Genomic DNA, 23,510 nt, shown 5'->3' on the forward strand with positions numbered 1-23,510 from the left:
GCCTTTTCCTCGAACCTCGTCAGAATGACGCCAGGCGAGTGACACCGACCCCGAGAAGGGAGCCGGATCGGGTTTTAGGCAGCGAACATCAGGTACAGACCCATGGCGATCGCGATAACCGGCAGCGCGTCGACCAGACCCATGACGATGAAGAACTGGGTACGGAGCATCGGGATCAGCTCGGGCTGACGCGCAGCGCCTTCGAGGAAACGGCCACCCAGGATACCGATACCAACGCCGGCACCGACGGCACCGAGACCCAGCATCAGACCAGCGCCGATGAATTTGATGGCCATAGCAAATGCTTGTGCGACTTCGAGTTCCATGAGTTCCCCCAGGTTAAAGTTTTCGACGTAAGTCGATTGAAAGAAAAACGGTTAATGAACGAACGATGACGGCCTAAGCGATCAGTGGTGTTCCTGATGCGCCATGTCGAGGTAGACGATGGTCAACACCATGAAGATGAACGCCTGGAGCGTAATGATCAGGATGTGGAAGACGGCCCAAACGAATTGCAGCAGTCCAGCCGTACCTGCAAGCACGATCCCACCGCCGTAGAGCAGGGCGATCAGGATGAAGATCATCTCACCGGCATACATGTTGCCGAAGAGTCGCAGAGCCAGAGAGACCGGCTTGGACAGAAGACTGATACCTTCCAGAATGAGGTTGGCCGGCATGCCCCACTTACCGAACGGCTGCAGCGTCAACTCACCGAGGAAACCACCGACGCCCTTGATCTTGATGCTGTAGAAAAGCACCAGGAAGAAGACCGTCAACGCCATACCGAAGGTCGCATTGGGATCCGTCGTCGGCACCACCTTGAGGAAGACGTGGTGCGGCTCGGCGCCGAATGTCGCCATCAACTGGCCGAAAAGATAGGGAATGAGATCGACCGGGAGCAGATCCATCAAGTTCATGAGGAAGACCCAGGCGAAGATGGTCAAGGCCAGAGGCGCGACCATGGCATTCTTGCCGCTGAACGAACCGCGAACGTTGTCCTCGACGAAGTCGACGATCCATTCGACGAAGTTCTGCGCGGCCCCGGGCACTCCGGCGGACACCTTTTCGGCGACACCTTTGAAGAACCAAAGGAATAGGCCGCCCAGCAGGATGGAGAAGAAAACCGTATCGACATTGATCGCCCAGAAACCCATTGCGGCCGCGTCGGCGCTCGAATGCGCGAAGCCCAGGCCGTGCTCGGGATGAAGACCAAACGTCAGATTGGTGAGATGGTGCTGGATGTATTCTTGGGAAGTCATCATTTCAGAAGAAGCCATCGATCATCTCTCACTTCGTGGTTCGATTGCCGAACTGGGCGGCTATCAGGGTTGGTATGACCTGGACCATGAAATAGGCACCAAGCAACGCTGGTACATTGATTCTTTCGAACACTGCATAGGCAGCTCCGAATGAACCGAGCACAAATACAATCTTCGCGGTTTCGGCGCTGTAAAAACGCAAAACCAGCCTCTCGGGCTGCTGGGCGCGATATCCGCGAAAGACCCAGGCCGCGAGCAAGACATTAGCCATCAGGCAAATTCCGGCCCCCAATAGAACCGAAAGCGCAACTGAACCACCAAACGGCAAAGCAAGCACTACTGAAGCCAGACCGAAAACCACCTGAACTCGGAGGATCTTTCCGGCCCGGAACGCGTCTGGCTGTTGCATCAGATCGTCGTGGGCGGGGTGAACTCATTGCCCACCGGGCGCGAAGTATAAGCGGTTGTGGATATAGGGTCAACGCGGCACGAACAAAAAATTAATAGGCTCATCGATAATTTTTCTATTAGAAATAGCTTCAAGGGAACGAACCCTGACATCAGAGCCGCTCGGACAGTCGCTCACTTGATGTGCGAGAGGATACCGTCCAATTCGTCCAGCGTAGTGTACGCGATGACCAGCTTCCCCGAACCACGGGCCCCGTGCTGGATCTGAACGGGCGCTCCCAGCCGATCGGTCAGATCCGATTGCAGGCGACGGATATCGGGGTCGATCTCCGGCTGGCGCTGGCCAGCCGCCTCGGCCTCACCCGCCTGTTGCAGACGCCGAACCAATTTCTCCGTCTCGCGCACCGAGAGACCGGCCGCGACCACTTGACGTGCAGCCTGACTCTGAACGCCCCCCTTGAGACCGAGCAGCGCGCGCGCATGCCCCATCTCCAGACGCGACTGCACAACGTAATCCTTGACGTCCTGATTCAACTCCTGGAGCCGCAGCAGATTGGTCACCATGGTGCGCGACTTGCCAACCGCTTCCGCAACCTGCTGATGGGTCAGCCCGAATTCGGAGATGAGCCGGTTGAGCGCTCCGGACTCCTCAAGCGGATTGAGATCGGCGCGCTGGATATTCTCGATCAGACCGATGGCCAGCGCGGTCGGCTCGTCGACCTCGCGGATGACCACCGGGATCTCCGCAAGCCCGGCCTGCTGACAGGCGCGCCAACGGCGCTCGCCGGCGATGATTTCGTAGCGCCGAGAATCCGGGGAGGCCCCAGGTACTGGACGCACCACGATCGGCTGAATGACGCCCTGGGCCACGATCGAATCGGCCAACTCGCGCAGCGCGTCCGGATCGAACTCACGGCGCGGCTGATAACGCCCACGCTGGATGAACTCCAGCGGCAGATGGGTCACGCGCTCCGCTGCGGCGGCTGCGGACGCCTCGATGCTCGGCGCAGCATCGGTGCCGGAGACGGCGACTGCCGGAGCACGGGCGGCGCCCAGCAACGCATCGAGACCGCGCCCCAGCCCCTTCTTCTTCGGTGGTGTTCTTTGGTCGATATCCATGCGCTGTCGAGTCAGGCCACCTGTTGACGCTTATCCAAACGACGCAACACCTCGCTCGCCAAGGCGAGATAGGATACCGCGCCCTTCGATTGCGGGTCGTAGAGCAGGGCCGACTGACCGTGGCTCGGGGCCTCGGCGAGACGCACATTGCGCGGGATGATGGTGCGGTACACCTGATCCTTGAAATGGGTGATGAGCTGGGTCGAGACCTGGTTGGCCAGATTGTTCCGCGGGTCGTGCATGGTGCGCAGGATACCTTCGATACACAGCGTCGGATTGCGACTCTCGCGGATCTGCTCGATGGTATCCAGCAGAGACGACAGCCCTTCCAGGGCGTAATACTCGCACTGGAGCGGAATCAGCACGCCTTGCGCCGCGACCAGCGCATTGACCGTCAGCATGTTCAGCGAGGGCGGACAGTCGATGATGACCAGTTCGTAGGCCTCGGCCGCGCGGGCCAACACCTTGGTCAGACGGTGCTCGCGGTCGGGCGAATCGATGAGCCCGATCTCAGCGGCTGTGAGATCGGCATTGGACGGCAGCAGGTCGAATCCGGGCGAGGGCTCTGTGACGCGCTGAATGCAATCCGCAACGGGAATGTCGGTCAGAAGCAGGTCGCAGGCGGAATGCTCGACGGTGTGCTTGTCGATCCCGCACCCCATGGTCGCGTTGCCCTGCGGATCCAGATCCACGAGCAGGACGCGACGTTTCATGGAGGCCAGGGAGGCGGCCAAATTGACCGCCGTCGTGGTCTTACCGACCCCGCCCTTCTGATTGGCGATCGCAATGATGTTGGCCATGGTCGGCTCAAGTGCTCCGGATTTCGATCAAATGACGCGAGACATCGAGGAAGGGCACGCTCAGACGGTGGATCATCACAACCGCCGACGGCAAACCCGTCGTCTCGATCCGTTCGTCCGGCTGACGGCCTTTCATGAGCAGCAACCGGCCGGGGTACGCAAGCAATTCGGCGTTCGAGCCGCTCAGAATTTCGTCGGCCGCGACCGCGCGGCTGACAATGGTACTGAATTTTTGCTCCGGCCGGTACGTCTCAATGCGCGCCTGCACCGGCTCCACGTTGTCGAGCCCCAGATCCAGCACCGCCTGACGCACGAAACGCACCTTCTTGTTATTGCTGTCGAGCAGCCAGAACCGCCGCTTTGGCGCCATGATGGCCAAGGGCAGACCCGGCAAACCGGCCCCGGTTCCGAGATCCAGCACCGAATCGCCGAACAGGAAGGGCAGCACCGCCAGACTGTCGAGCAGATGTTTGGAGACCATCTCCAGCGGATCGCGCACGGCCGTGAGGTTGTAGGCCTTGTTCCAACGCACGAGCAGACTGATGAGGGCCGTGAGCCGCTGACGCTGCTCAGGGCGGCATGCCAGCCCCAATGCCTCGCAGCCTTGAGCCAGTCTGTCCTCGATGCCGCTCCGTTCGGACGCGCCAAGAGGGTCTAGAGGAATATTCAAACGACACACCCTATGATCAAAGGCGGAACTATACGATAAAGCCCGGCCGACACATCAATCGCAGCACATCCTTGAAGGAACATGATCAAGCTCATCGCCAAAGCCATCCTCCTCCTCGTCGCCCTGACCGCCATCGGGGTGCTCTGGCAGCGCGCGCAACTCACGACCCTGGCCCTGACCCGCATCGATCCGGTTCCCGAGACCCGCCAGCTGGTCGAGCAGGAACGCTACGCCGAGGCGGCCGACTATCTGGGCTTCTTCATGGACTACCCCTACGTCCAGTCCGATCCGGCCGCGCAAGCCTTGCACCGGGAGATCGAAGCGGTACGCGGGAGCCTGGACTACAAGGCCAGCAAGCTCGGCGAAGGACTCCTGTCGGGCACCAGCGACGAGACCATCGGTCAGGCGGCCGGGGTGGCGACCGACCTCTTCGTCATCGGCGATCTGCGCGATCTCGCCAAGCAGGGGACCAGGTGGTGGCATGAGGAAGAGACGGACGAGGTGATCGTCGCCCTGGCGACCATCGGCGTGGCGGCCAGCGCGGCACAGCTTGCCACCGGGGCCGCGACCCTCGGCACGGCGGGCGCCGCCTCGCCGGGCCTGGCCGCCGCGACCGCAGTCAAGGGCGGATCGGCCGTCCTCAAGAGCGCGCGCAAGCTCGGAAAACTGCCCTCCTGGCTGGGCAAGAGGCTCGTCGAGGAGGCCCAGACGGTCAAGAAGACCCGCTCGCTGGATTCGGTGAAGGGCCTGTTCGGCGACGTCTATACCCTGGCCAGGACACGCGGCGGACTGACACTGCTCAGCCACACCCGCGACGCCGCCTCGCTCACTCGCATGGCCCGTTTCGCCGAGGCATTCGGCCAGCACAGCGCGACCCTGTACCGCATTGGCGGCGAGACGATCGTCACGACCGCCGAACGCGCCGGCGCTCTCGGCCGCAACGCCGTCAAGCTGGGCGCAACCTTCGGTCTAGGCGGACTGCGCACCCTCGACAGAATCGGCGCCGTCACCTTCGTCAAGTATTCCGCCCGCGCCACCAAGATCGGCTACAAGGGCGATCTGATCCGGCTCATCGCCCACTGGTTGACACGGATTCCGACCTGGGCGCTCTATGGCCTGGCCGGGCTGGGCATCGGGGTCTGGGTTCCGTGGCGACGGCTCGGCGGCCGATCGGGGCACCGCATGGCGCCGACATCACGGGCGCCGCTGGTCTCTGCTTGACCAGGGCGCACGAGGATTTGGCGAAAAGGGCACCAGACGGTTAGAGTTCGCTGGCATGAACGACCGCAGCGAACACCCAGCCGCGTCGCCATCCGGCGTGCGCCTGATCGCATCCGCCGACACCTGGATCGAGGGCGAGGCCCTGCGCCAACTGGAGCAGACCGCCGCATTACCCGGAATGCGCGCCGCCGTCGGATTACCCGACCTGCACCCCGGCAAGGGCTATCCCATCGGCGCCGCCTTCCTCTCCGAGCGCATCTATCCCGCCCTGGTCGGCAACGACATCGGCTGCGGCATGGCGCTATGGCAGACGGACCTGGCCACCCGCAAGCTCAAACCCGAACGCGCCGTCGCACGCCTGCAGGGGCTCGAAGGCCCCTGGAACGGGGATCTGGATGCCTGGCGTGGCGAGCAGGACCTCGAATCGACCGATTTCGACAGCGCGCTCGGCACCATCGGCGGGGGCAACCACTTCGCAGAACTTCAGACAGTCGCCGAGATCCTGGATCGCGACGCCTTCAGCGCGCTGGATCTGGACGCCGAACAACTGCTGCTCCTGGTCCACAGCGGCTCGCGCGGACTGGGCGAGTCCATCCTGCGTACCCTGATCGAGCAGCAGGGACACCAGGGACTGGATCCCGCCTCGGACGCCGCCCAGGCGTATCTCGCCCGCCATGATCGTGCCTTGGACTGGGCCAAAGCCAACCGCCGGCTGATCGCCGCGCGTCTCCTCGACGCACTGGGCGCGGAGGCCGAGCCGCGCCTGGATGTCTGGCACAACCTGGTTCACCCGCTCGACTGGTCCGGAGAGCGGCTGTGGCTGCACCGCAAGGGCGCCGCACCGGCCGACCAAGGCCCGTTGGTCATTCCCGGATCGCGCGGAACCCTCTCCTATCTGGTCCAGCCGAGCCCCGATTGCGACGCCAGTCTGCGCTCGCTCGCCCATGGTGCCGGGCGCAAATGGAAACGCGGCGAGGCGCGCGGCCGCCTCAGCGCCCGTCAGCGCCCGGACGATCTGCTCACCACCGCGCTCGGCGGACGGGTCGTCTGCGAGGACAAGGAACTGCTCTACGACGAGGCTCCCGAGGCATACAAGGGCATCGACCGCGTGGTCGCCGACCTGGTCGAGGCAGGGCTCTGCCACATCATCGCCACCCTGCGCCCGGCACTGACCTACAAGGTGCGTCGTCCGGCCCACAAACAGCCGGGCCACCGCAAGCCCCAGCGGCGCCGCGCATGACCGACCCGACCCTCTGGCTGCAGATCTCCGCTGGACGTTGTCCGGCCGAATGCGAATGGGTGGTCGGCCGACTTGCCCCGCGTCTGACCGAAGAGTTGCGATCCAGAGGACTCGCGGTCGAGGAGATCGACCGCACACCAGGGGCGCATCGCGGCGATGCCCGCTCCGTGCTGCTGCGGATCGGCGGCCCGAAGGTCGACGCCGGCATTGCCGACTGGCTGGGGACCATTCAATGGACCGGGACCAGCCCCTATCGCCCGCGTCACCAGCGCCGCAACTGGTTCGTCAGCGTCGCCGCCTTCGCGGAACCCAGCACCGAGACCTGGAACCCCCAGGATCTGCGCATCGAAACCCTGCGCGCGAGCGGTCCCGGCGGCCAGCATGTCAACCGCACCGAGAGCGCCGTGCGCATCACCCATCTCCCGAGCGGCCTGAGCAGCTTGGCCCAGGAGGAACGCTCGCAGCATCTCAATCGCAGACTGGCACTCGCCCGGCTCGCGGCCCTCTTCGCCGAGCGCGACCAGGACCAAACCCAGGCCGCCGAGGACCAGCGCTGGCGACAGCACACCCAACTCGAACGCGGCAATGCGGTGCGGGTCTATCGCGGCATCGACTGGAAACGCATGCGCTGACCGCACGCGGCTCCTCGAAACGCACACGCTTTGGAACGACCCTGGCACGCCTTCGCCTTATAGACGGTCTGGACAGATCACCATGGACACAGCCACCTTGGGGTCACGACGATGGGCGAAGTGAGAGTCACGACCAAAATCCGCAATTTCGTCGATGCCGCGCTTGCCGAGCGTCACACGTGGGAAACCTCGATCAGGTCCCCATGAGCCAGCGCGATTGCCTGGTGGACACCAGCGCACTCATGGTGCTCTTGCGCCCGAGGATGAGGTCGGCAAGCGCGGGGGGGACGGGGATCGTCACCTATGCCGACGATCGCCGCGAGGAACCGCCCGCAGCACGCGGATACCTGCCATTCGGCTTGTTTCAAGAGGTGACACAAGCGCCCCAAGAGTTGACACCCGTCTCATCGGTGCGAGCGACTTCTGCACGCGGGGAGCGGAAAGTCGACCTGCTTCGCTCTGTGGCCGGTCCGCCCCACTACCGGTCACTCAACCCTGTCTGCGATCCAGAAGGACTCGACCAAAACCAGACGATTATTCTCCTAAAACAGACGGCTGGTTGATTGCCATCAGCGGCCACTCAGCTATCGCGTCTGCAACCGACAGCGCCAAACACTGCTTCCGGTCCTAATGATTCGAACCTGGCTCTGGTCGCATTCGTTTCGACCCACGTTAAACCCGAACCTTGGCCCGACCCGCCTGCCTCACCCTCAACTGCCCCCGAATCTGAGTGTATAGCCTCGCACTTTCGTTCGCCCGATCCCGCAAGCATACAACCAGAGCATAGGACTCATCAGTAAGACTCAACGCTTCACCCCAAGGGTAGTCGTTGCGAGTAACGACGACGAACAAGCGCTGTTTCTTCAGGATCGACCGCTTATTGATTTGCCGAAACTGCCAAGTGGCCTTCTGAACCGTACCCTTACCACGCACCTGGGCGTTACAGTCAGGCGTCTTCAGCTCCGGGATGTTCTCGTAGTCGTCTTTGTCTGTTGCACGACTGAACATTTTGGAGACGTCGTCGATACTCGGCCCAGCCACGAGCTTGAAATCGATGCGGCTGGCCTTGTAAGCGACCCGGGTCGAGCGGACTGCTGGGGTATATGCGAGGGCAATGGCGATTTCCCGAGCCCTGCGGCCGGAACTCAAAAAATCGTCAGGTACCGGGATCTCGTAGAAATGATGGCGTTTGTTCGCGATGCTTTCGACGGCAACCAACGAGACATCATTCTCGACGGACCGGAACAGAGCCAGATGATCAATCTGACCGTACCCGACCACCGAGCGGCAGGTCTCCGACTGGGGAATCAGATCCGACGTGGCGGGCGGAACGCTTGCATGCGCCAACAGCAGTGCCCGCAGCAGATCCGACGAGGCGTCGGGGCGTTCGACCAGCATACGGGCCGCCAGGTGCGCAACATGGGGGGCCGAGAAGCTGGTCCCGGAGTCGACCGCAAACAGATTTCCGCCTGCGAATCTCAAATTCGTCGAGATCTCGCCGAGACCCTGGCTCACTAGGTAGTTGGCCGCGCCACGGGTGTTCAGTGCCCAGTTTCCGCCGTAGGCGACGACCTCAGGTTTCACGGCACCGCCAACCGACGGTCCATGACGGGTAAATGGAGCTGGCTGATCGCGGCGAGCGAGCGGAACTTCGGACGGATCTGTCGGGTACCGGCCGCTGGCATGGCTCCTGTCGAAGCGGGCGATACTACCGACCGTGAGCGCATTGAGCGCCGTGGCCGGATCGATCAGGCTCCAATCAGCCGACGACAGGTAACCGGGGTAATCGTCCTTCCAGGCGAGGTCAGTTAATTGACTGCCGGACACGTTACCGGTCGAGACGACAAACAGGACGCCAAACTCGCGGGACAGGGTATCGAGCGTAAACGCTAGACCGCGAACATGGCCGCCGAGGTAAGGCTTGTTGCGGTCTCCGAAGGACAGGTTGAAAACCCGGCACCCATACTGGCCATAGAAATAGCGGACGGCTTCGGCGACCTGGTTCTCGACGAGCCCTGTTTCGTTCTCGTTGTTTCGGTCGAGAATTCGTCCGCTGAAGAGCCGAAGCTCCGGAACGAACACCCCCGATTTGAGGGTCTGCTGCACGTCTCCGTAGAGGGCTAGGCCGGCCACATGGGTGCCATGACCGTGCTCGTCGTCCGGGCCATGGCCGGGGAGGAAGCTTTCCGCGTCGCCGACCGCCGGAGCCAACAACGGGTGTCCAGTTGCCAGACCGCTGTCGAGTATCGCGATACCGGGTGCCTCTTCCGGAGGGGAAGGCACCGGGGGAATGTCCTGGATGCCGGTCGTGAGAACGCGAAGGTCCAGACCGTACCGAGGCGGCAGATCAACGGTCCGAACGTCGCGATGCCGGAGCAGCCGTTCCGCCTGGACGCGGGTACAGCGAACGCGTTGGAGCAACAACCCGGGCTGCCGGACGCCATCAAGGGCTTCGATCCCATTCTTGGTCAGCCAGGCCCGAAAGGCATCCCAAAGGGCGTCACGCTCCGCCGGACGAGCATCAACCGGCCAAAGCTCCAGGTCGAGTAGGAAGGGTTCCGCAGTTGGCATCCCTTGCCGGCGCAGTGCCCAGCCGATACGGTCGTCAGCGCTCCAACCGTCGACTCCCTGCAAGGCGTAGATCACCTGCTTGTAGCTGACGACGTTTCCTTGTGCCATCGAGGCAAGCCGCGCCTCGAAGGAGGCGAGCGCTGCCTTGCTGACGAAGGCGACAACAACGGTGTCAGCCTCCTGACTCACGAACTCGATGTCCGGGGAGACGTGCCTTAGGTCGTCCGGATTGAAACCCTTGTTCACATCGAAGCGGAACAGCCGCCGGTCGTCGAATCCGCCAAGATCCCCTTCGGTTTGCTGCAGCGCATCCTCAATGCGTGCCTTGAGGCTGCGGGCATGGGCGACAGGATCCTCGGGGGCGATCGGGCGCGGGTTTCCCCCTTTACGCTTCTCGGTGACCGGGACCTCCCGCTCCAAGGTCAGGTGCGAATAGCTCTCATCCATGACTTGTCAACCCCGTTTCATCCTCGCTCTTCTTGCATCTTCGCGGCGCACTGCGGCCTCGACATTGCGACGCGTCAGAAACTCCACGCCGGTGAGAACCATGTCCTTGACCGCCCGGCGCAACACACGCTCCACATCGGCGTGGGACATCCCTTTGAACAGTCCGATGATGTCACCGTCGTCCGCCTCAAACTGACGGCGCACCCCGCGGAGTTTGATGGAGAGCAGGCGCTTTAGCTGTTCCTGATTGGGCGGGTCGAAGACCAGCACTTCGTCGAATCGGCGCCAGATTGCCGTATCCAAGATCCGCTCGTGGTTGGTCGCCGCAATCAACAGGCTCTTGCCGCAGTAGCCGTCGAGCATTTGCAGGAACGCATTGACCACCCGCTTCAACTCGCCGTGCTCGGAAGCATCCGATCGCTCCTTTGCCAAAGCGTCAAATTCGTCGAATAGGACCACCAGCGGGTAGGCCGTGATGAAATCGAACACCTGGCGCAGATTGGCGGCCGTCTCTCCCAGGTAGGACGACATGACACTGTCGATACGAACTATGGCGAGTGGCAGGCTGAGTTCGCTGGCAACAATCTCTGCGGTCATGGTCTTTCCGCATCCAGGAGGGCCACAAAACAACAGGCGGTCTGCGGGATAGAGGCCGTGGCTGCGCAACAGTTCGCTACGATGATGCTCCGTGAGCAGTTCGTCCACGAGGGAGCGGTTCTCGTCCGAGAGCACGACGTCGTCCAGCAGACGTGCGGACTCACGGATCTGCAACAGCGGGAGCCCGCGCTCCTTATCCTTAGGCAGACGATCGGCAAAAATCGGGGGCGCCCCCTGGATTTCTGCACGGCTATACAGGATCCGCTCTAGATCGTTTGCCAGCAGGTGGTGATTCTTGCTGCGCTCGTCGCGGATCACCGCCTCGGTCGCCTGCAGAAAGGCGTCCCGGTTGCCCTCCGCACCCGTCTTGATAAGCTGTCTCAAGAGCCTTCCGGACGCCATGATCTGGTTCTCTATTTGGTTGTTGCTCGCTCTGAGACGAAGTCTACCCTGTATACCTGCACAGCCGTATCGCACGATTGCCAATACTTGCGCGCTTTTATGACAGGACGGCGACCAAGCGCTCCCGGTTCTGTTTTGCCCTAGCGGCCGCATCTGAGCACCAACGGCCGTCCAACGTGGGCGGAGTCTGGCCTTCCCTTTTGCCCGTAAGGCAAAACGAACCGGATCGTGCCGTCTGCTGACCGTGCTATAGCGGAGGCTCGCGTGGTGAACGCGACAGACAGATCAGGGTCGTAACTTGTCACGGGTTGAAGCGTGATCGACTATCCGCTACCAGGATGGATGAGTCGCGACCTCGACATCGTTGACTGGCAGGTTATGCCGTCATACCTGATACCCGGCGCGCAGCCTTGGGTGACAGCTCTGGGTCGAGAGCCGTCAGCGGAACAAGAGCGGCGAGTTTCCGCTCCTGGGACAGAACGACCCTGGGACAGAACGACCTCTGAGCCGAGCTGGCCGATTTTCCGGTTTCAGGATTGAAGAGTCACCGCCTTGCGATCGGTCGGTGACAGCTCCTGGGACAAGGCCGACGCATTCAGACCGCCATTGGCAGCCTCTCTCGCTCGGTCAGACTCTCGCTCGGTCAGACTCTTGCAAGGGCCGAGACCACCGACGCGTCTCAGGCGCCCCCCAACCCCCCAACTAGCCGGCCTGTCGCTTGAGATGGATGAGTAAGAGCGACACCGCCGCCGGGGTCACACCTGGGATGCGCGCCGCCTGACCCACGGTAGCCGGGCGGACCCGGTTGAATTTCTCGCGCACCTCGGCCGAGAGTCCCCGCACCTGATCGTAATCGAAGTCGTCCGGCAGCACCTTGGCCTCCTGCTCGCGCTGGCGGTCGATCTCGGCGCGCTGGCGGGCGATGTAGCCGTCGTAGCGCGACTGGATCTCCAGCTGCTCGGCCACCTCGGGTGCCAGGGGTTCGGGCGGATCGCCGATCAGCGTCCGGATGCCGGCATGACCGACGTTGGGCCGCGCCAGCAGGTCCAAGGCGCGCGCCTCGCGGCGCAACGGCTCGCCGAGCACCTGAGCGGCGATTGTTTGGTCCACCGTCTCGGGCCGGACCCAGGTGTCGCGCAGACGCTGACGCTCGCGCTCGATCGACTCGCGTTTATCCTCGAAGAACCGCCATTGCTCCTCGCCGACCAGACCCAGACCTCGTCCGATCTCGGTCAGACGCAGATCGGCATTGTCTTCGCGAAGCATGAGCCGGTACTCAGCACGGCTGGTGAACATGCGGTAGGGTTCGTTGGTCCCACGGGTGATGAGATCGTCGACCATGACGCCGATATAGGCCTGATCGCGATAGGGCGACCAGGGCTCGCGCCCCTGGACCTGGAGCGCCGCGTTGGCGCCGGCGAGCAGTCCCTGGGCGGCGGCCTCCTCGTAACCGGTGGTGCCGTTGATCTGTCCGGCGAAGAAGAGTCCCTGGACGAAGCGGGTCTCCAAGGAAGGCTTGAGATCGCGCGGATCGAAGAAGTCGTATTCGATCGCGTAGCCGGGCCGGGTCAGATGGGCCTGCTCGAAGCCGACGATGGAGCGCACCAGCGCCTCCTGGATGTCGTAGGGCAGGCTGGTGGAGATGCCGTTGGGATAGACCTCGTGGGTGGTGAGGCCCTCGGGCTCGACGAAAATCTGATGCGAGCTCTTGTCGGCGAAACGCACGATCTTGTCCTCGATCGAGGGACAGTAGCGCGGCCCCACGCCCTCGATCACGCCGGTGAAGAGCGGCGAGCGCGACAGCCCGGAGCGGATGATCTCGTGCGTGCGCTCGCTGGTATGGGTGATATGGCAGCTGACCTGACGCGGGTGGTCCTCTGGACGGCCCATGAAGGAGAAGACCGGAACCGGATCGTCGCCGGGCTGTTCGGTCATGCGGCTGAAGTCGATGCTGCGAGCATCGATGCGCGGCGGGGTGCCGGTCTTGAGACGCTCGACACGAAACGGAAGCTCGCGTAGCCGTTTGGCCAGTGCATTGGACGGTGGATCGCCGGCGCGACCGCCCTCATAGTTGGAGAGACCCACATGGATACGACCGCCGAGAAAGGTCCCGACCGTCAGCACCACGGCGGAGGCCATGAAACGCAGCCCCATCTGGGTCTGGACGCCGACGACGCGGTCCTGCTCGACGATGAGATCGTCGACCGCCTGCTGAAAAATCGAGAGCCCGGGCTGATTCTCGGCCGCCGAGCGCACCGCCGCCTTGTAGAGCAGACGATCCACCTGGGCTCGGGTGGCGCGCACGGCCGCCCCTTTGCTAGCGTTGAGGATGCGGAACTGGATCCCGCCCAGATCGGCGGCACGCCCCATGAGCCCGCCGAGCGCGTCGATCTCCTTGACCAGATGTCCCTTGCCGATCCCGCCGATCGCCGGGTTGCAACTCATCTGGCCGATGGTCTCGATGTTCTGGGTCAGCAACAGCGTGCGGGCGCCGCCACGCGCCGCCGCCAGCGCCGCCTCGGTGCCGGCGTGGCCGCCACCGACGACCACGACATCGTATCGATCGCTCGCAATCATGACAGGGAACCCGCTTCAAAGAAGCGGAGTAGTGTAACCCAATTCATCGCCGACAACCCAATTCATCGCCCTCACCGGAGTGGCCCAGCCACTTGAAACCAGGGCCTTTTTCGTCGCCCTCAGCGGCAACGAACCGAGCGGAGCCCAGCGTCCATGAGCCTGACCCAACGACATCTGCCACCGCGCGCCAATCTAACCGAGACCATCCTCGATAGCGCGCGCGCCGTCATCCTCGGCAAGGACCATGAACTGCGGCTCGCGCTCGCCTGCCTGCTGGCGCGCGGCCATCTGCTGATCGAGGACCTGCCGGGCGTCGGCAAGACCACCCTCGCCCACCTGCTGGCGCGCCTGCTGGGCCTCGACTATTCGCGCATCCAGTTCACCAGCGACCTGCTGCCGGCGGACGTTATCGGGGTCTCGGTCTACGACCGCGCGAGCGAGGGTTTCCGCTTCCACCAAGGGCCGATCTTCTCGCAGCTGGTCCTGGCCGACGAGATCAACCGGGCGACGCCCAAGGCCCAGAGCGCGCTGCTCGAAGCGATGGAGGAGCGTCAGGTCACGGTCGAAGGCGAGACCCGTCCGCTGCCCGAACCCTTCTTCGTCATCGCCACCCAGAACCCGCTGTTCCAGGTCGGCACCTTCCCGCTGCCCGAGTCTCAGCTCGACCGCTTCCTGATGCGCATCCAGCTCGGCTATCCGGACGCCGAGCAGGAGAAGACATTGCTCGCCGGTGAGGACCGCCGCGCCATGGTCGCCCGCCAGACCCCAGTGCTCGACAACGCCCAACTGATCGCGCTCCAAGACGCGGTGTTCCAGGTTCATGCCGCGCCCCCCGTCATCGATTATGTGCACGCCATCCTTCAGTTCACGCGGGCGAGCGAACGGTTCGCCTTCGGACTCTCTCCGCGCGCGGGTCTCGGCATGCTGCACGCCGCAAAGGCTTGGGCGCTGATGGCCAATCGGGACTACACGATTCCGGAGGACGTGCAGGCGGTTTTGCCGTCCTGCGCTGTGCATCGACTGACCTCTGGCATCGCCGGACAACAGGTCGGCGAGGATGAGATCGCAACCTTTCTCCTGGAACGGGTCCCTGTGTGAGCCCGCGCAACCGCATCCGTCGTGTCTTCGAGGGACTGCTGCGACGCGTGCCAAGCGGCCCCGACGGCGTAGCACGCGTGCGGGCGCGCCAGATCTACATCCTGCCGACCGCGACCGGGATGCTATTCGGCGCCGTGCTCATGCTGATGCTGATTGGATCTCTGAACTATCAGAATAACCTGGGGCTGCTCTTCACCTTCTTTCTCGCCTCGGTCGGAATCGTGGCCATGCACCACGCCTGGTTCAATCTGCTCGGCCTCGCCATCCAGGTCCGGGGCGGGACAGCGGTCTTTGCGGGGGAAACGGCCCAGTTCGAGGTCGCCTTGCGCTCCGAGCGTCCGCGTCCCCGCTACGACATCCGCGTCCTCAAGGATGGCCAGGGACCGGATCCGCACTACGTCCCGCCCGGAGACCAACGTTCGGTCCATCTCGGTATCGCGACCGAGCGTCGCGGCCCGCTGCGGCTCGTGGATCTGAAGGTCGAGACGCACCACCCGATGGGACTCTTTCGCGCCTGGTGTCTCATCGCCAGCGACGCCAGCACGCTCGTCTATCCAAAACCGGCCACTCAGGCGCCGCCACCCGCATCGGACGCCGGGGACGATCGCCGTCCGCATCGCCACCGAGGCGAGGGCGCCGAGGACTACCAGGGATCGCGCGGCTATCGCCCGGGCGACTCCCCGCGCCATATCGACTGGAAAGCCTTTGCCCGAGAGCGTGGTCTGACGGTGAAGGTCTTCGGCGGGGACCAGGGCCAGGAACTCTGGCTCGACTGGTCGCACCTCGACGCACCTGACCCCGAGGTGCGCCTGAGCCTGCTGGCCCGTCAGGTGCTGGACGCCAGCACCGCCCGGATCCGCTTCGGGCTGCGTCTTCCCGGTGCCGTCGAGGGGCTGGACCAGGGTGCGGCCCACACCCAGCGTTGCCTGACACGCTTGGCGCTGTTCGGATATGAAGGCGCGTGAGGCTTCGGCGCCGGCGAGAGACTCGACTGCGTTAGCAGAATGTCTGTCATCCTTTTGATCCTTTGAATCGAATCAGAACACTCCACCGTCGATGGGCATGAATCGTCTCGGAAAACCCCTAACGAGGATGCGCAAAACCCGCCCCATCCCGCCGCACGAGCGTCCCGAGCCCCACCAGACGCTCTGGACCAGCCTGCTGGTGATCGCTGCCGGGCTGCCGCTGACGCGCTACCTGGACTGGCGGGTCGACGCCTTTCTCGCCCTGGTGGTCGCGGTGCGGCTCGCCGCCTTTCGCTGGCCGGCCGCGCTCCCCGGACCCGCGCTACGCGCACTGCTCACCATCGCCGCGATCGCTAACTGTCTCTATGCCAACCACACCCTGGTCGGACAGGACGGCGGGACCGCGCTCCTGACCACCATGCTGGCGCTCAAGCTGCTGGAGCTGAAGACCCGGCGCGACCTGCGTCTGACGATCATCCTGATCGGATTCCTGATCGTGGCCCAATTCCTCTTCGACCAGTCGTTCGGACTTGCGCTCTATCAGTCGCTGGTCGCCCTGGGTCTGGTCGGTCTGCTGGTCGATATCAACGGCGGGCTCAGGAACCGCGAGCTCCGCTCGGCCCTGACGGTCGCGGCCAAACTCGCGCTCCAGGCCCTGCCACTGACGCTGGTGCTCTTCCTGCTTTTCCCACGACTGACCGCCCCGCTCTGGGACCTGGGACTGGACCGCGACAAGGGCACGACCGGGATGTCCGACACCATGGAGCCCGGACGTATCAGCGAACTGGTCGTGAACGGCGCGCTCGCCTTCAGGGTCCGCTTCGAGGACCAGCCGCCGCCGTCCGCCGAACGCTACTGGCGCGGCCCCGTGCTCTGGGAGATGGATGGACGACGCTGGACACCCGGCAACCCGCCGCCAGTGGCCGATCCCGCCCGAGCGCGCTTGGAGCGCGCGACGAGACAACTCGACTACGAGGTGCTGCTGGAGGAGACCAACCGGACATGGCTGTTCGCCCTGGACGTGCCGATCACCGCACCCGACGCCAGCTTCATCACATCCGACCTCCAGCTCGTCTCGCGCCAGCCGGTGGACACCGCCAAGCGCTACCGGGTGCGCTCGGCACTCGACTATCGAACAGTGGAACCCGACGCGGCGCGGCGCGACTATGCGCTCAGGCTTCCAGCCAACGTCACCCAACGGATGCGCGATCTGGTCGCCGACTGGCGTGCCGAGTCGAACGACGATTGGGGCCTGGTCCAACGCGGACTCGAGTATCTGCACCGCGAGGACTTTCATTACACCCTGCTACCGCCCGCGCTAGGCGCGAATCCGGCGGACCAATTCCTGTTCGAGACCCGCCGCGGGTTCTGCGAGCACTACGCCAGCGCCTTCGCCCTGCTGATGCGCATCGGCGGCCTGCCCTCGCGCATCGTGCTGGGCTACCTCGGGGGCGAGCCGAACCGAATCGGCGGCTACCTGGCGGTCTGGCAATCGGATGCGCACGCCTGGGTCGAGGTGCTGATCCAGGGACGCGGCTGGGTCCGGGTGGATCCGACCGCCGCCATCGACCCGAGCCGCATCGACAACCGCAGCGCCACGCGGCTGCTCGGCGCGGGCTCCTCCGTTCGCTTCGATCTCCACGAAGCCGACCGGCTCGCCCGGCTGATCAAGAACCTGAGGCTCTTCACCGACAGCCTGGACGCGGCCTGGCAGAACTGGGTGCTGGATTTCTCCCTCGCCGACCAGTACGCACTGCTCGAACGGATCGGACTCGCCGATTTCGGCGAATACGGGATTGCGATCCTCATGATCCTGGCCGCATCCCTCACGCTCGGCCTCATCCTGCTTGCCATGCTGCGTGGCGAGCGCCGGCTGGATCCGCTCGACGCCCAGTACCAGCGATTCTGCCAACGCCTCGCGCGCGCAGGGCTCGCGCGCCAGCCACAGGAGGGACCGAGCGACTATGGCCGACGGGTCGCCCGACGGCGCCCGGACCTCGCGGCGACGGTGAGCCGCTTCATCGCGCTCTATGTCCCGGCCCGATTCGGTCGCGCGGGACAAGAGGCAACGACGGCCAATCGGCTCCGCCGTCTGCTGCGCGGGTTCCATCCAAGGTGATCGCCAGCTGCCCATTTCGGACCCCAAGCGAAAGCGAAACTTAGGCGACGCCCCTCATGCAGCCCGCGTCCGGCTGATCCAATTGATCAGGGCTCCATGCAGTTCCTTGAGACCGAGCGGCTTGCTCAGATAATCGTCCATGCCCGCCTCCAGGCACTGCTCGCGATCACCCGGCATGGCCAGCGCGGTCACCGCGATGATGGGGGTTAGACGCAGCGCCGGGTCGTCGCGCAGACGCCGGGTGGTCTCCAGACCGTCCATCTCGGGCATCTGCACGTCCATCAGAACGATGTCGGGACGTGCTTGCCTGGCCATGGCGATCGCCTTCAACCCGCTGTTGGCGGTACGCACCTCGCAGCCTCTGATGCGCAGATAGGTCGAGATCATCTCCAGATTGCTCTCGTTGTCGTCCACCAGCAGGACCCGTGGAGGCGATCCCGATTCGACCGGGCCGTCGGTTTCCACGCTCGGAACCGCATGCCGGTCGAGCCGGTCGGCGCTCTGCGCCTCCGGATCCCAGGGCAGGACGATCTCGAACCGGCTGCCCTCGCCCACCTGGCTCCGCACCTCGATGCGCCCCTGGTGCAGCTCGGCCATGCCCGAGGCCAGCGCCAGCCCCAGTCCCGTGCCGTCGTACTGACGCGACGGCCGGCTGTCGAGCTGTACGAACGGCTGGAAGAGACGCTCGTACTGTTCGGCCGGTATGCCGACACCCGTGTCCCAGATGCAGAAACGCACCTCGCGTCGAGCGGCATCGGCGACGACGTCGAGACCGACCGAGCCGCCCTGAGGGGTGAACTTGACCGCGTTGCCCAGCAGGTTGACCAGCATCTGCTTGAGCCGACGGCTGTCGCCCTGGACCAGACGCACCGCCGGGTCGATGCTCATGGTGACCTTGAGCTCCTTGCGCTTGGCCGATAGACCGATCAGCCGCAGGCTGGCGTCGCAGAGCTGATCGACAGGGACCTGATCCATGCGCAGGCTCATCTGACCCGAGGCCACGCGGGACATATCGAGGATGTCGTTGATGAGTTCGAGCAGATGGGCGCCATTCTCGTGAACCATGCGGATGGCCTTCTCCTGCTGGCCGTTCAGTGGTCCTAGAAGACGATCGCCCAGGGTCTCGGACAACCCCAGGATGGAGGTCAGCGGGGTGCGCAGCTCGTGACTCATGGCGGCAAGGAACTCGTCCTTGGCCTGGGCCGAGCGGGCCAACTCGGCATTGGCCCGATCCAGCTCCTGTGTGCGACGCCGCACGCGGTCGGCGAGCTGGGAACGCTCCTCGGCGAGCGCGGCATGGGCCACCCGCAGCGCCAACTCCGCCTCCTTGCGCGCCGAGATGTCGGAGAAGGTCACCACCGCGCCGACCAGCTTGCCTCTGCGATGAATGGGGTTGGAATGGTACTCGACGGGAAAGCAGCTTCCGTCCGAGCGCCAGAAGACCTCGTCGTCGCCGAAGGCCGGAACGCCCTGCGTGTAGGTCGCCAACGCCTGACAGCTCTCCAGCGGATAGGGCGTACCGTCGGCGTATGAATGGTGGACCACCTGATGCATGTCGCAACCGATGAGCACGGCCGGCGACTGATGGCCGAGCATGCGCGCTGCAGCCGGATTGCAGAAGATGCAGATCCCGTCCGTATCGACCCCATAGATGCCCTCGCCGGTGGATTCCAGCAGCATGCGCGAGCGCGCCTCGCTCTCGCGCAGACTCGCCTGCGAACTGGACAAGTTCTCCTGCATGGCCTTGAGCGCGGAGAGCATCTCGGCCTGCTCACCGAAGCCCTCGACCTTGATCGGGACCGAAAAATCGCCCGCGCTGACCCGCCGAGCGATGGCGGTCGCGGTTGCGATCGGTTGCCCGATGTTGCGATCGACGAGCCAGATGAGCAAAAAGACGGCCCCGCTCATGGCCCCGATCATGAGACCGAGGATCCAGGTCTCCACGCGCGTGGCCGAGGCATCGATCTCGGCCAGGACGCGATCCTTGTGCGCGAGCGCGGCCCGGACCACCTCGTCGATGAGATCGGTCGGCTCGCGGTCGATCCCGCGCACCCGCTGGTCGACGACCAACTGGGGACTTGCGTCCTCGGCGCGGTAGAAAACGAGCGCCTGACGGTATTCGCGGCCCAGCCGCTCGTGGGCATCGAGAAAACGTCGGGCGATGGCGATCGCCCGAGGTTCATCGGCCAGTTGGCCGATCAGCTGGTGGATGCTCCGGCTGGTCAGCGCCTCCTCATGCTCGAAACGGGCGAGATAGCGGTCGAAGAGTGCCTTGTCCTGCCCCCGGAGCAGGATGTTCTTCCACTCCTGCACCTGTTTCTTGAAATACACCTGGGCAGTCAATGCCGTCGTGACGACCAATGAGCTGTGCTCGCGCACGGCCGCCTCGCGATCTGCAGTCTCTTTCAACTGATAGATGCCATAGAGACTGACGACGAGATTGACGACGAGAATGATAACGAGCCCGGCGGCCAGTTTGGTTCGGGTTTGCATGCGGCGGCGCTAACGATGGAAGCAACGGATACGGGGCGAATCCAATGGACTCAGACTCCCCGCGTCGAAGGGTTAATGATCATAGTGGCACATGAGAACCTTGCCCAGACACCACCCACCCGTGAGTCGCGGGACCGTCCATCTTCGACGTCCCTATCTGACACGGATGACGAAGTTCCTGTTTCATCGCACGGCGCACACCTATCGCGCATCTGACCCTGGAGACTCATTCAGGATTTACGCCTCTCATCGATTAAGGCCGTTGAGGTCGCGAACGGAGGTCGAGTCATGGCGCCAACACACAGCATGCTCGCGGAAGCGCGGCCCCGGTTTCTGGGACGCATACCGAATGAGGATCGGAACGACGATCGAAGCCATCAGTCGCGGCACTGCACGAAGAAGCCGATCAACAGCTCCAAATCGGGAACCCAGAAGCGACTCCCGAAGGACACCTTATGCAAGGCCAGCCCCTTGATGTTGGTCCAGAAGAGCAGCGAGAGATCCTCCGGCGATCCGGGCCGGATACCCCCTTCCTCTTGCCCCTTGGCCATGATGCGGGCGATCGCCTCGTAGGGCTTGTCGCGCTCGCGCAGAATTAGCTGCTTGGTGGTCTCGGGGATCCCTTCGGACAGGGTCGCCTGGGCGATCAGCAGGACCCGTTCGGCGAAGGCGGAATCGGTTTCCATGCCGCCGACCACCTGTTCGAGCGCCAGCGCGATCTTGCGGCCCGCAGATAGGGGCATCTGCTCCAACTCGGAAACGGAGGCATTGAGTCTCTCGAAGGAGGCCCGAACCAACTCGGTGAAGAGCCGCTCCTTGGAATCGAAATAGCGATAGAGCAGCCCCTGCGACATATTGGCGGCGGCGGCGATGTCGGTGATCTTGGTCCCGGCATAGCCTTTGGCGGCAAAGACCCGGCTGGCATGATGAAAGATCATGTCCTTGCGGTCTTCGATAACGGGGCCGTCGCTGGTTTGAGCAGTCACGGAAGACATTGTATTCATGAATGAAATTTCATTCATTATCGATAGGCGTTCATGGCGCGTCAAGACGCGCGAGCCGCCCGAATCCGCCCGAACACGACACGGGAAACCCATGTTGAATCGCTCTCGCGGCCCTATTGAACGGTCGTATGGATCCTGACCCCATGCACGCTGGACAGGAGATTTTCAGCCCACACGCGGGTTGACAAGCAAACCTTCGGATCGACACCATGGGACGCTCCGACTGGACATTCGCCGTGTCATCCCTCCTCGCCACCACCGCGCCGCTCTTTCTGCTGATCGTGATCGGCGCATTCGCCGTGCGTGCGGACTGGATGCCGCGCGAAGGGACGGCCGCCATGGGGCGCTACGTACTCTCCTTCGCCCTGCCGGCGCTGATGTTCAAGACGCTTGCGCAACGCCCGCTCGACGACATCATCGTTGCGCCCTTCCTGGCCGCCTATGTGGCCGGATCGCTGATCGCCTTCGCCATCGGCCTCGGCGTGGCGACGGCAGTGCGCCGCACGCCCCTGTTCGACAACGCCTTCTTCGGACTCGGCGTCTCCATGTCAAACAGCGGCTATCTCGGCTATGCGCTCATCGCCCAGCTCTTGGGCGAGACTGCGCTGAACGCGGTCGCCATGGCGATCCTGACCGAGGTGCTGGTCATCCTGCCGCTGACGCTCATCCTGATCGAGGTTCACCAGAGTCGCGAGCATCAGGGGATGCTGCACACACTCGGCAAGGTCGTGCGCGTCGTGGCGCAAAATCCGCTCCTGCTCGCGATCGGTTTGGGACTCCTTTTCTCGGGACTGGGCTGGCATCTTCCGCGGGCGCTGTCGGGAACCGTCGATCTGCTGGCCGGATCCGCAGCGGCGGTCGCACTCTTCGCCATCGGCGGCAATCTGGCCGGACAACGTCTGCACCACGGACTGGATGGGACCCTGGCGATCGCCGCCGGCAAGCTGCTCCTGCATCCGGCTGCCGTCCTTCTGATGCTGGCAGTGGTTCCGGCCTTCGACCCGACACTGACCCAGGCGGCGGTGATCCTGGCGGGACTGCCTATGGTGACCATCTTCCCGCTGCTCGCCCAACACTACGGCCAGGGCGAGCGCTGCGCCTCTGCGCTACTGGTCACGACCTTGCTCTCATTCGTCACCTTGAACCTGGGAATCTGGCTCTTCGCCGGTTCCGGCTGAAGCGCATCTCGACCCCGCCCCGTCAGACAAGCGCTCGCCGGATACGGCTTCGCTGGAGATCAGGCGAACCCGTCGTCGCCTCCCCCGAAACCGTCGAAGAAACCGCCATCGTCCTCCTCCTCGACATCCGCCATGCGGGTCCCGTCGGCCGGCTCAAAAGACGCGGCGGGCGGACTCTCGGCGGACGGCTCCTCGCCCGAGAACAGATCCGCGATGGCATTGCCGATCAGCATGCCGCCCGCCACACCCATGGCCGTCTGAACGGCACCGCTCAGAAAGCCGCCGCCACCCGCCGAGGGCTGAAACATGGCGCCAGCCGAACTCGGTAGGTGACGATTGGCGTTCCAATCGCCTTTCATCGACGACCGAGTCTTGGCGGAAGGCTGAGGATTGGCCCCGAATAGACCACCGAGGAAGCCACCGCCCTGGGGACGCTCGGCCTCCGCTCGCTCCAGCTCCTCCACGCGCTCCTGCAGCCGGTGTAGCGCCTGCTCCTGAACCAGGATCGCCTGGGCCATGTAGTAGGGTGCGGCCGGTTGGCGATCCGTCAGGTCGAGGATGAGACTCTCCGCCTCGACATCGCGCGGACCAGTCCGAGACTCCGCCTTGCGCAGACGCTGGAACAAATCCTCGATCATGGTCTGCTCTTGTACGTTCATGACATAACACCTCGCATGGGTTTGGACGCGGCTACTCTACGCAGCTCGAAC

General features: G+C 63.9%; 19 protein-coding genes. 7 read left to right on the forward strand and 12 right to left on the reverse strand.

Annotated features, from left to right (window positions below):
- Positions 1–74: 74 nt before the first annotated feature.
- From atpE to rsmG, 6 genes are all read right to left on the reverse strand, one after another.
- Positions 75–326, reverse strand: coding sequence for a F0F1 ATP synthase subunit C (gene atpE / locus ACFSJC_RS04620; protein WP_007042874.1), 252 nt, complete (start codon positions 324–326; stop codon positions 75–77).
- Positions 327–407: 81 nt separating this feature from the next.
- Positions 408–1,277: a F0F1 ATP synthase subunit A gene (gene atpB / locus ACFSJC_RS04625; RefSeq protein WP_386023918.1), complete on the reverse strand. Its 870-nt coding sequence runs from the start codon at positions 1,275–1,277 to the stop codon at positions 408–410.
- 10 nt (positions 1,278–1,287) lie between these two features.
- Positions 1,288–1,668, reverse strand: coding sequence for an ATP synthase subunit I (locus ACFSJC_RS04630; RefSeq protein WP_386023921.1), 381 nt, complete (start codon positions 1,666–1,668; stop codon positions 1,288–1,290).
- Between the two features lie 173 nt (positions 1,669–1,841).
- Positions 1,842–2,786 (reverse strand): ParB/RepB/Spo0J family partition protein, encoded by a 945-nt coding sequence (locus tag ACFSJC_RS04635; RefSeq protein ID WP_386023924.1) that lies wholly within the window; start codon positions 2,784–2,786, stop codon positions 1,842–1,844.
- Positions 2,787–2,797: 11 nt separating this feature from the next.
- Positions 2,798–3,586 carry a ParA family protein gene (locus ACFSJC_RS04640; RefSeq protein WP_386023926.1) on the reverse strand — a complete coding sequence of 263 codons (789 nt, stop codon included), beginning with the start codon at positions 3,584–3,586 and terminating at the stop codon, positions 2,798–2,800.
- 7 nt (positions 3,587–3,593) lie between these two features.
- Entirely contained in the window at positions 3,594–4,256 is a 663-nt protein-coding gene (gene rsmG, locus ACFSJC_RS04645; RefSeq protein WP_386023929.1) for a 16S rRNA (guanine(527)-N(7))-methyltransferase RsmG, read from the reverse strand.
- 81 nt (positions 4,257–4,337) lie between these two features.
- Here rsmG and ACFSJC_RS04650 point away from each other — a divergent pair, with 81 nt between their 5' ends.
- The 3 genes from ACFSJC_RS04650 to prfH are packed head-to-tail and all read left to right on the forward strand — an operon-like array spanning position 4,338 to position 7,349.
- Positions 4,338–5,477 (forward strand): hypothetical protein, encoded by a 1,140-nt coding sequence (locus ACFSJC_RS04650; protein WP_386023932.1) that lies wholly within the window; start codon positions 4,338–4,340, stop codon positions 5,475–5,477.
- Between the two features lie 55 nt (positions 5,478–5,532).
- Positions 5,533–6,717, forward strand: a complete 1,185-nt coding sequence (locus ACFSJC_RS04655; protein WP_386023935.1) for an RNA ligase RtcB family protein — start codon at positions 5,533–5,535, stop codon at positions 6,715–6,717.
- The gene (gene prfH / locus ACFSJC_RS04660) at positions 6,714–7,349 is read left to right on the forward strand and encodes a peptide chain release factor H (protein ID WP_043755902.1); all 636 of its coding nucleotides are present in this window, start codon (positions 6,714–6,716) and stop codon (positions 7,347–7,349) included. The genes ACFSJC_RS04655 and prfH overlap by 4 nt, the downstream gene beginning before the upstream one ends.
- A 672-nt stretch (positions 7,350–8,021) precedes the next feature.
- On the opposite strand, the gene ACFSJC_RS04665 is transcribed toward prfH, so the two are convergent.
- The 3 genes from ACFSJC_RS04665 to mnmG form a co-directional block, all read right to left on the reverse strand.
- Positions 8,022–10,367, reverse strand: a complete 2,346-nt coding sequence (locus tag ACFSJC_RS04665) for a S8 family peptidase (RefSeq protein WP_386023938.1) — start codon at positions 10,365–10,367, stop codon at positions 8,022–8,024.
- Between the two features lie 6 nt (positions 10,368–10,373).
- Complete coding sequence (locus tag ACFSJC_RS04670) at positions 10,374–11,348, reverse strand: AAA family ATPase (RefSeq protein ID WP_386023941.1); 975 nt, start codon at positions 11,346–11,348, stop codon at positions 10,374–10,376.
- Positions 11,349–12,068: 720 nt separating this feature from the next.
- Positions 12,069–13,943, reverse strand: coding sequence for a tRNA uridine-5-carboxymethylaminomethyl(34) synthesis enzyme MnmG (gene mnmG, locus ACFSJC_RS04675; protein WP_386023944.1), 1,875 nt, complete (start codon positions 13,941–13,943; stop codon positions 12,069–12,071).
- 153 nt (positions 13,944–14,096) lie between these two features.
- Between mnmG and ACFSJC_RS04680 the strand changes: the two genes are divergently transcribed.
- The 3 genes from ACFSJC_RS04680 (at position 14,097) to ACFSJC_RS04690 (ending at position 18,125) form a co-directional block, all read left to right on the forward strand.
- On the forward strand, positions 14,097–15,041 hold the full coding sequence (locus ACFSJC_RS04680; RefSeq protein ID WP_386023947.1) for an AAA family ATPase: 945 nt from the start codon (positions 14,097–14,099) through the stop codon (positions 15,039–15,041).
- Positions 15,038–16,006: a DUF58 domain-containing protein gene (locus ACFSJC_RS04685; protein ID WP_386023950.1), complete on the forward strand. Its 969-nt coding sequence runs from the start codon at positions 15,038–15,040 to the stop codon at positions 16,004–16,006. Before ACFSJC_RS04680 ends, ACFSJC_RS04685 begins: the two co-directional genes overlap by 4 nt.
- 127 nt (positions 16,007–16,133) lie before the next feature.
- Positions 16,134–18,125 (forward strand): transglutaminase TgpA family protein, encoded by a 1,992-nt coding sequence (locus tag ACFSJC_RS04690; RefSeq protein WP_386023953.1) that lies wholly within the window; start codon positions 16,134–16,136, stop codon positions 18,123–18,125.
- Between the two features lie 54 nt (positions 18,126–18,179).
- Here ACFSJC_RS04690 and ACFSJC_RS04695 read toward each other — a convergent pair whose 3' ends face one another.
- Together ACFSJC_RS04695 and ACFSJC_RS04700 are read right to left on the reverse strand one after the other, a co-directional pair.
- Positions 18,180–20,618, reverse strand: coding sequence for a response regulator (locus ACFSJC_RS04695; RefSeq protein ID WP_386023956.1), 2,439 nt, complete (start codon positions 20,616–20,618; stop codon positions 18,180–18,182).
- A 377-nt stretch (positions 20,619–20,995) separates the two neighbouring features.
- Positions 20,996–21,622 (reverse strand): TetR/AcrR family transcriptional regulator, encoded by a 627-nt coding sequence (locus ACFSJC_RS04700; RefSeq protein WP_386023959.1) that lies wholly within the window; start codon positions 21,620–21,622, stop codon positions 20,996–20,998.
- A 236-nt stretch (positions 21,623–21,858) separates the two neighbouring features.
- Between ACFSJC_RS04700 and ACFSJC_RS04705 the strand changes: the two genes are divergently transcribed.
- The gene (locus tag ACFSJC_RS04705; protein ID WP_386023962.1) at positions 21,859–22,800 is read left to right on the forward strand and encodes an AEC family transporter; all 942 of its coding nucleotides are present in this window, start codon (positions 21,859–21,861) and stop codon (positions 22,798–22,800) included.
- Positions 22,801–22,859: 59 nt separating this feature from the next.
- Here ACFSJC_RS04705 and ACFSJC_RS04710 read toward each other — a convergent pair whose 3' ends face one another.
- Positions 22,860–23,459 (reverse strand): DUF2076 domain-containing protein, encoded by a 600-nt coding sequence (locus ACFSJC_RS04710; protein WP_386023964.1) that lies wholly within the window; start codon positions 23,457–23,459, stop codon positions 22,860–22,862.
- Positions 23,460–23,510 lie beyond the last annotated feature (51 nt).

The organism is Thiorhodococcus fuscus, from assembly GCF_042682685.1.
Classification (GTDB): Bacteria; Pseudomonadota; Gammaproteobacteria; order Chromatiales; family Chromatiaceae; genus Imhoffiella; species Imhoffiella fuscus.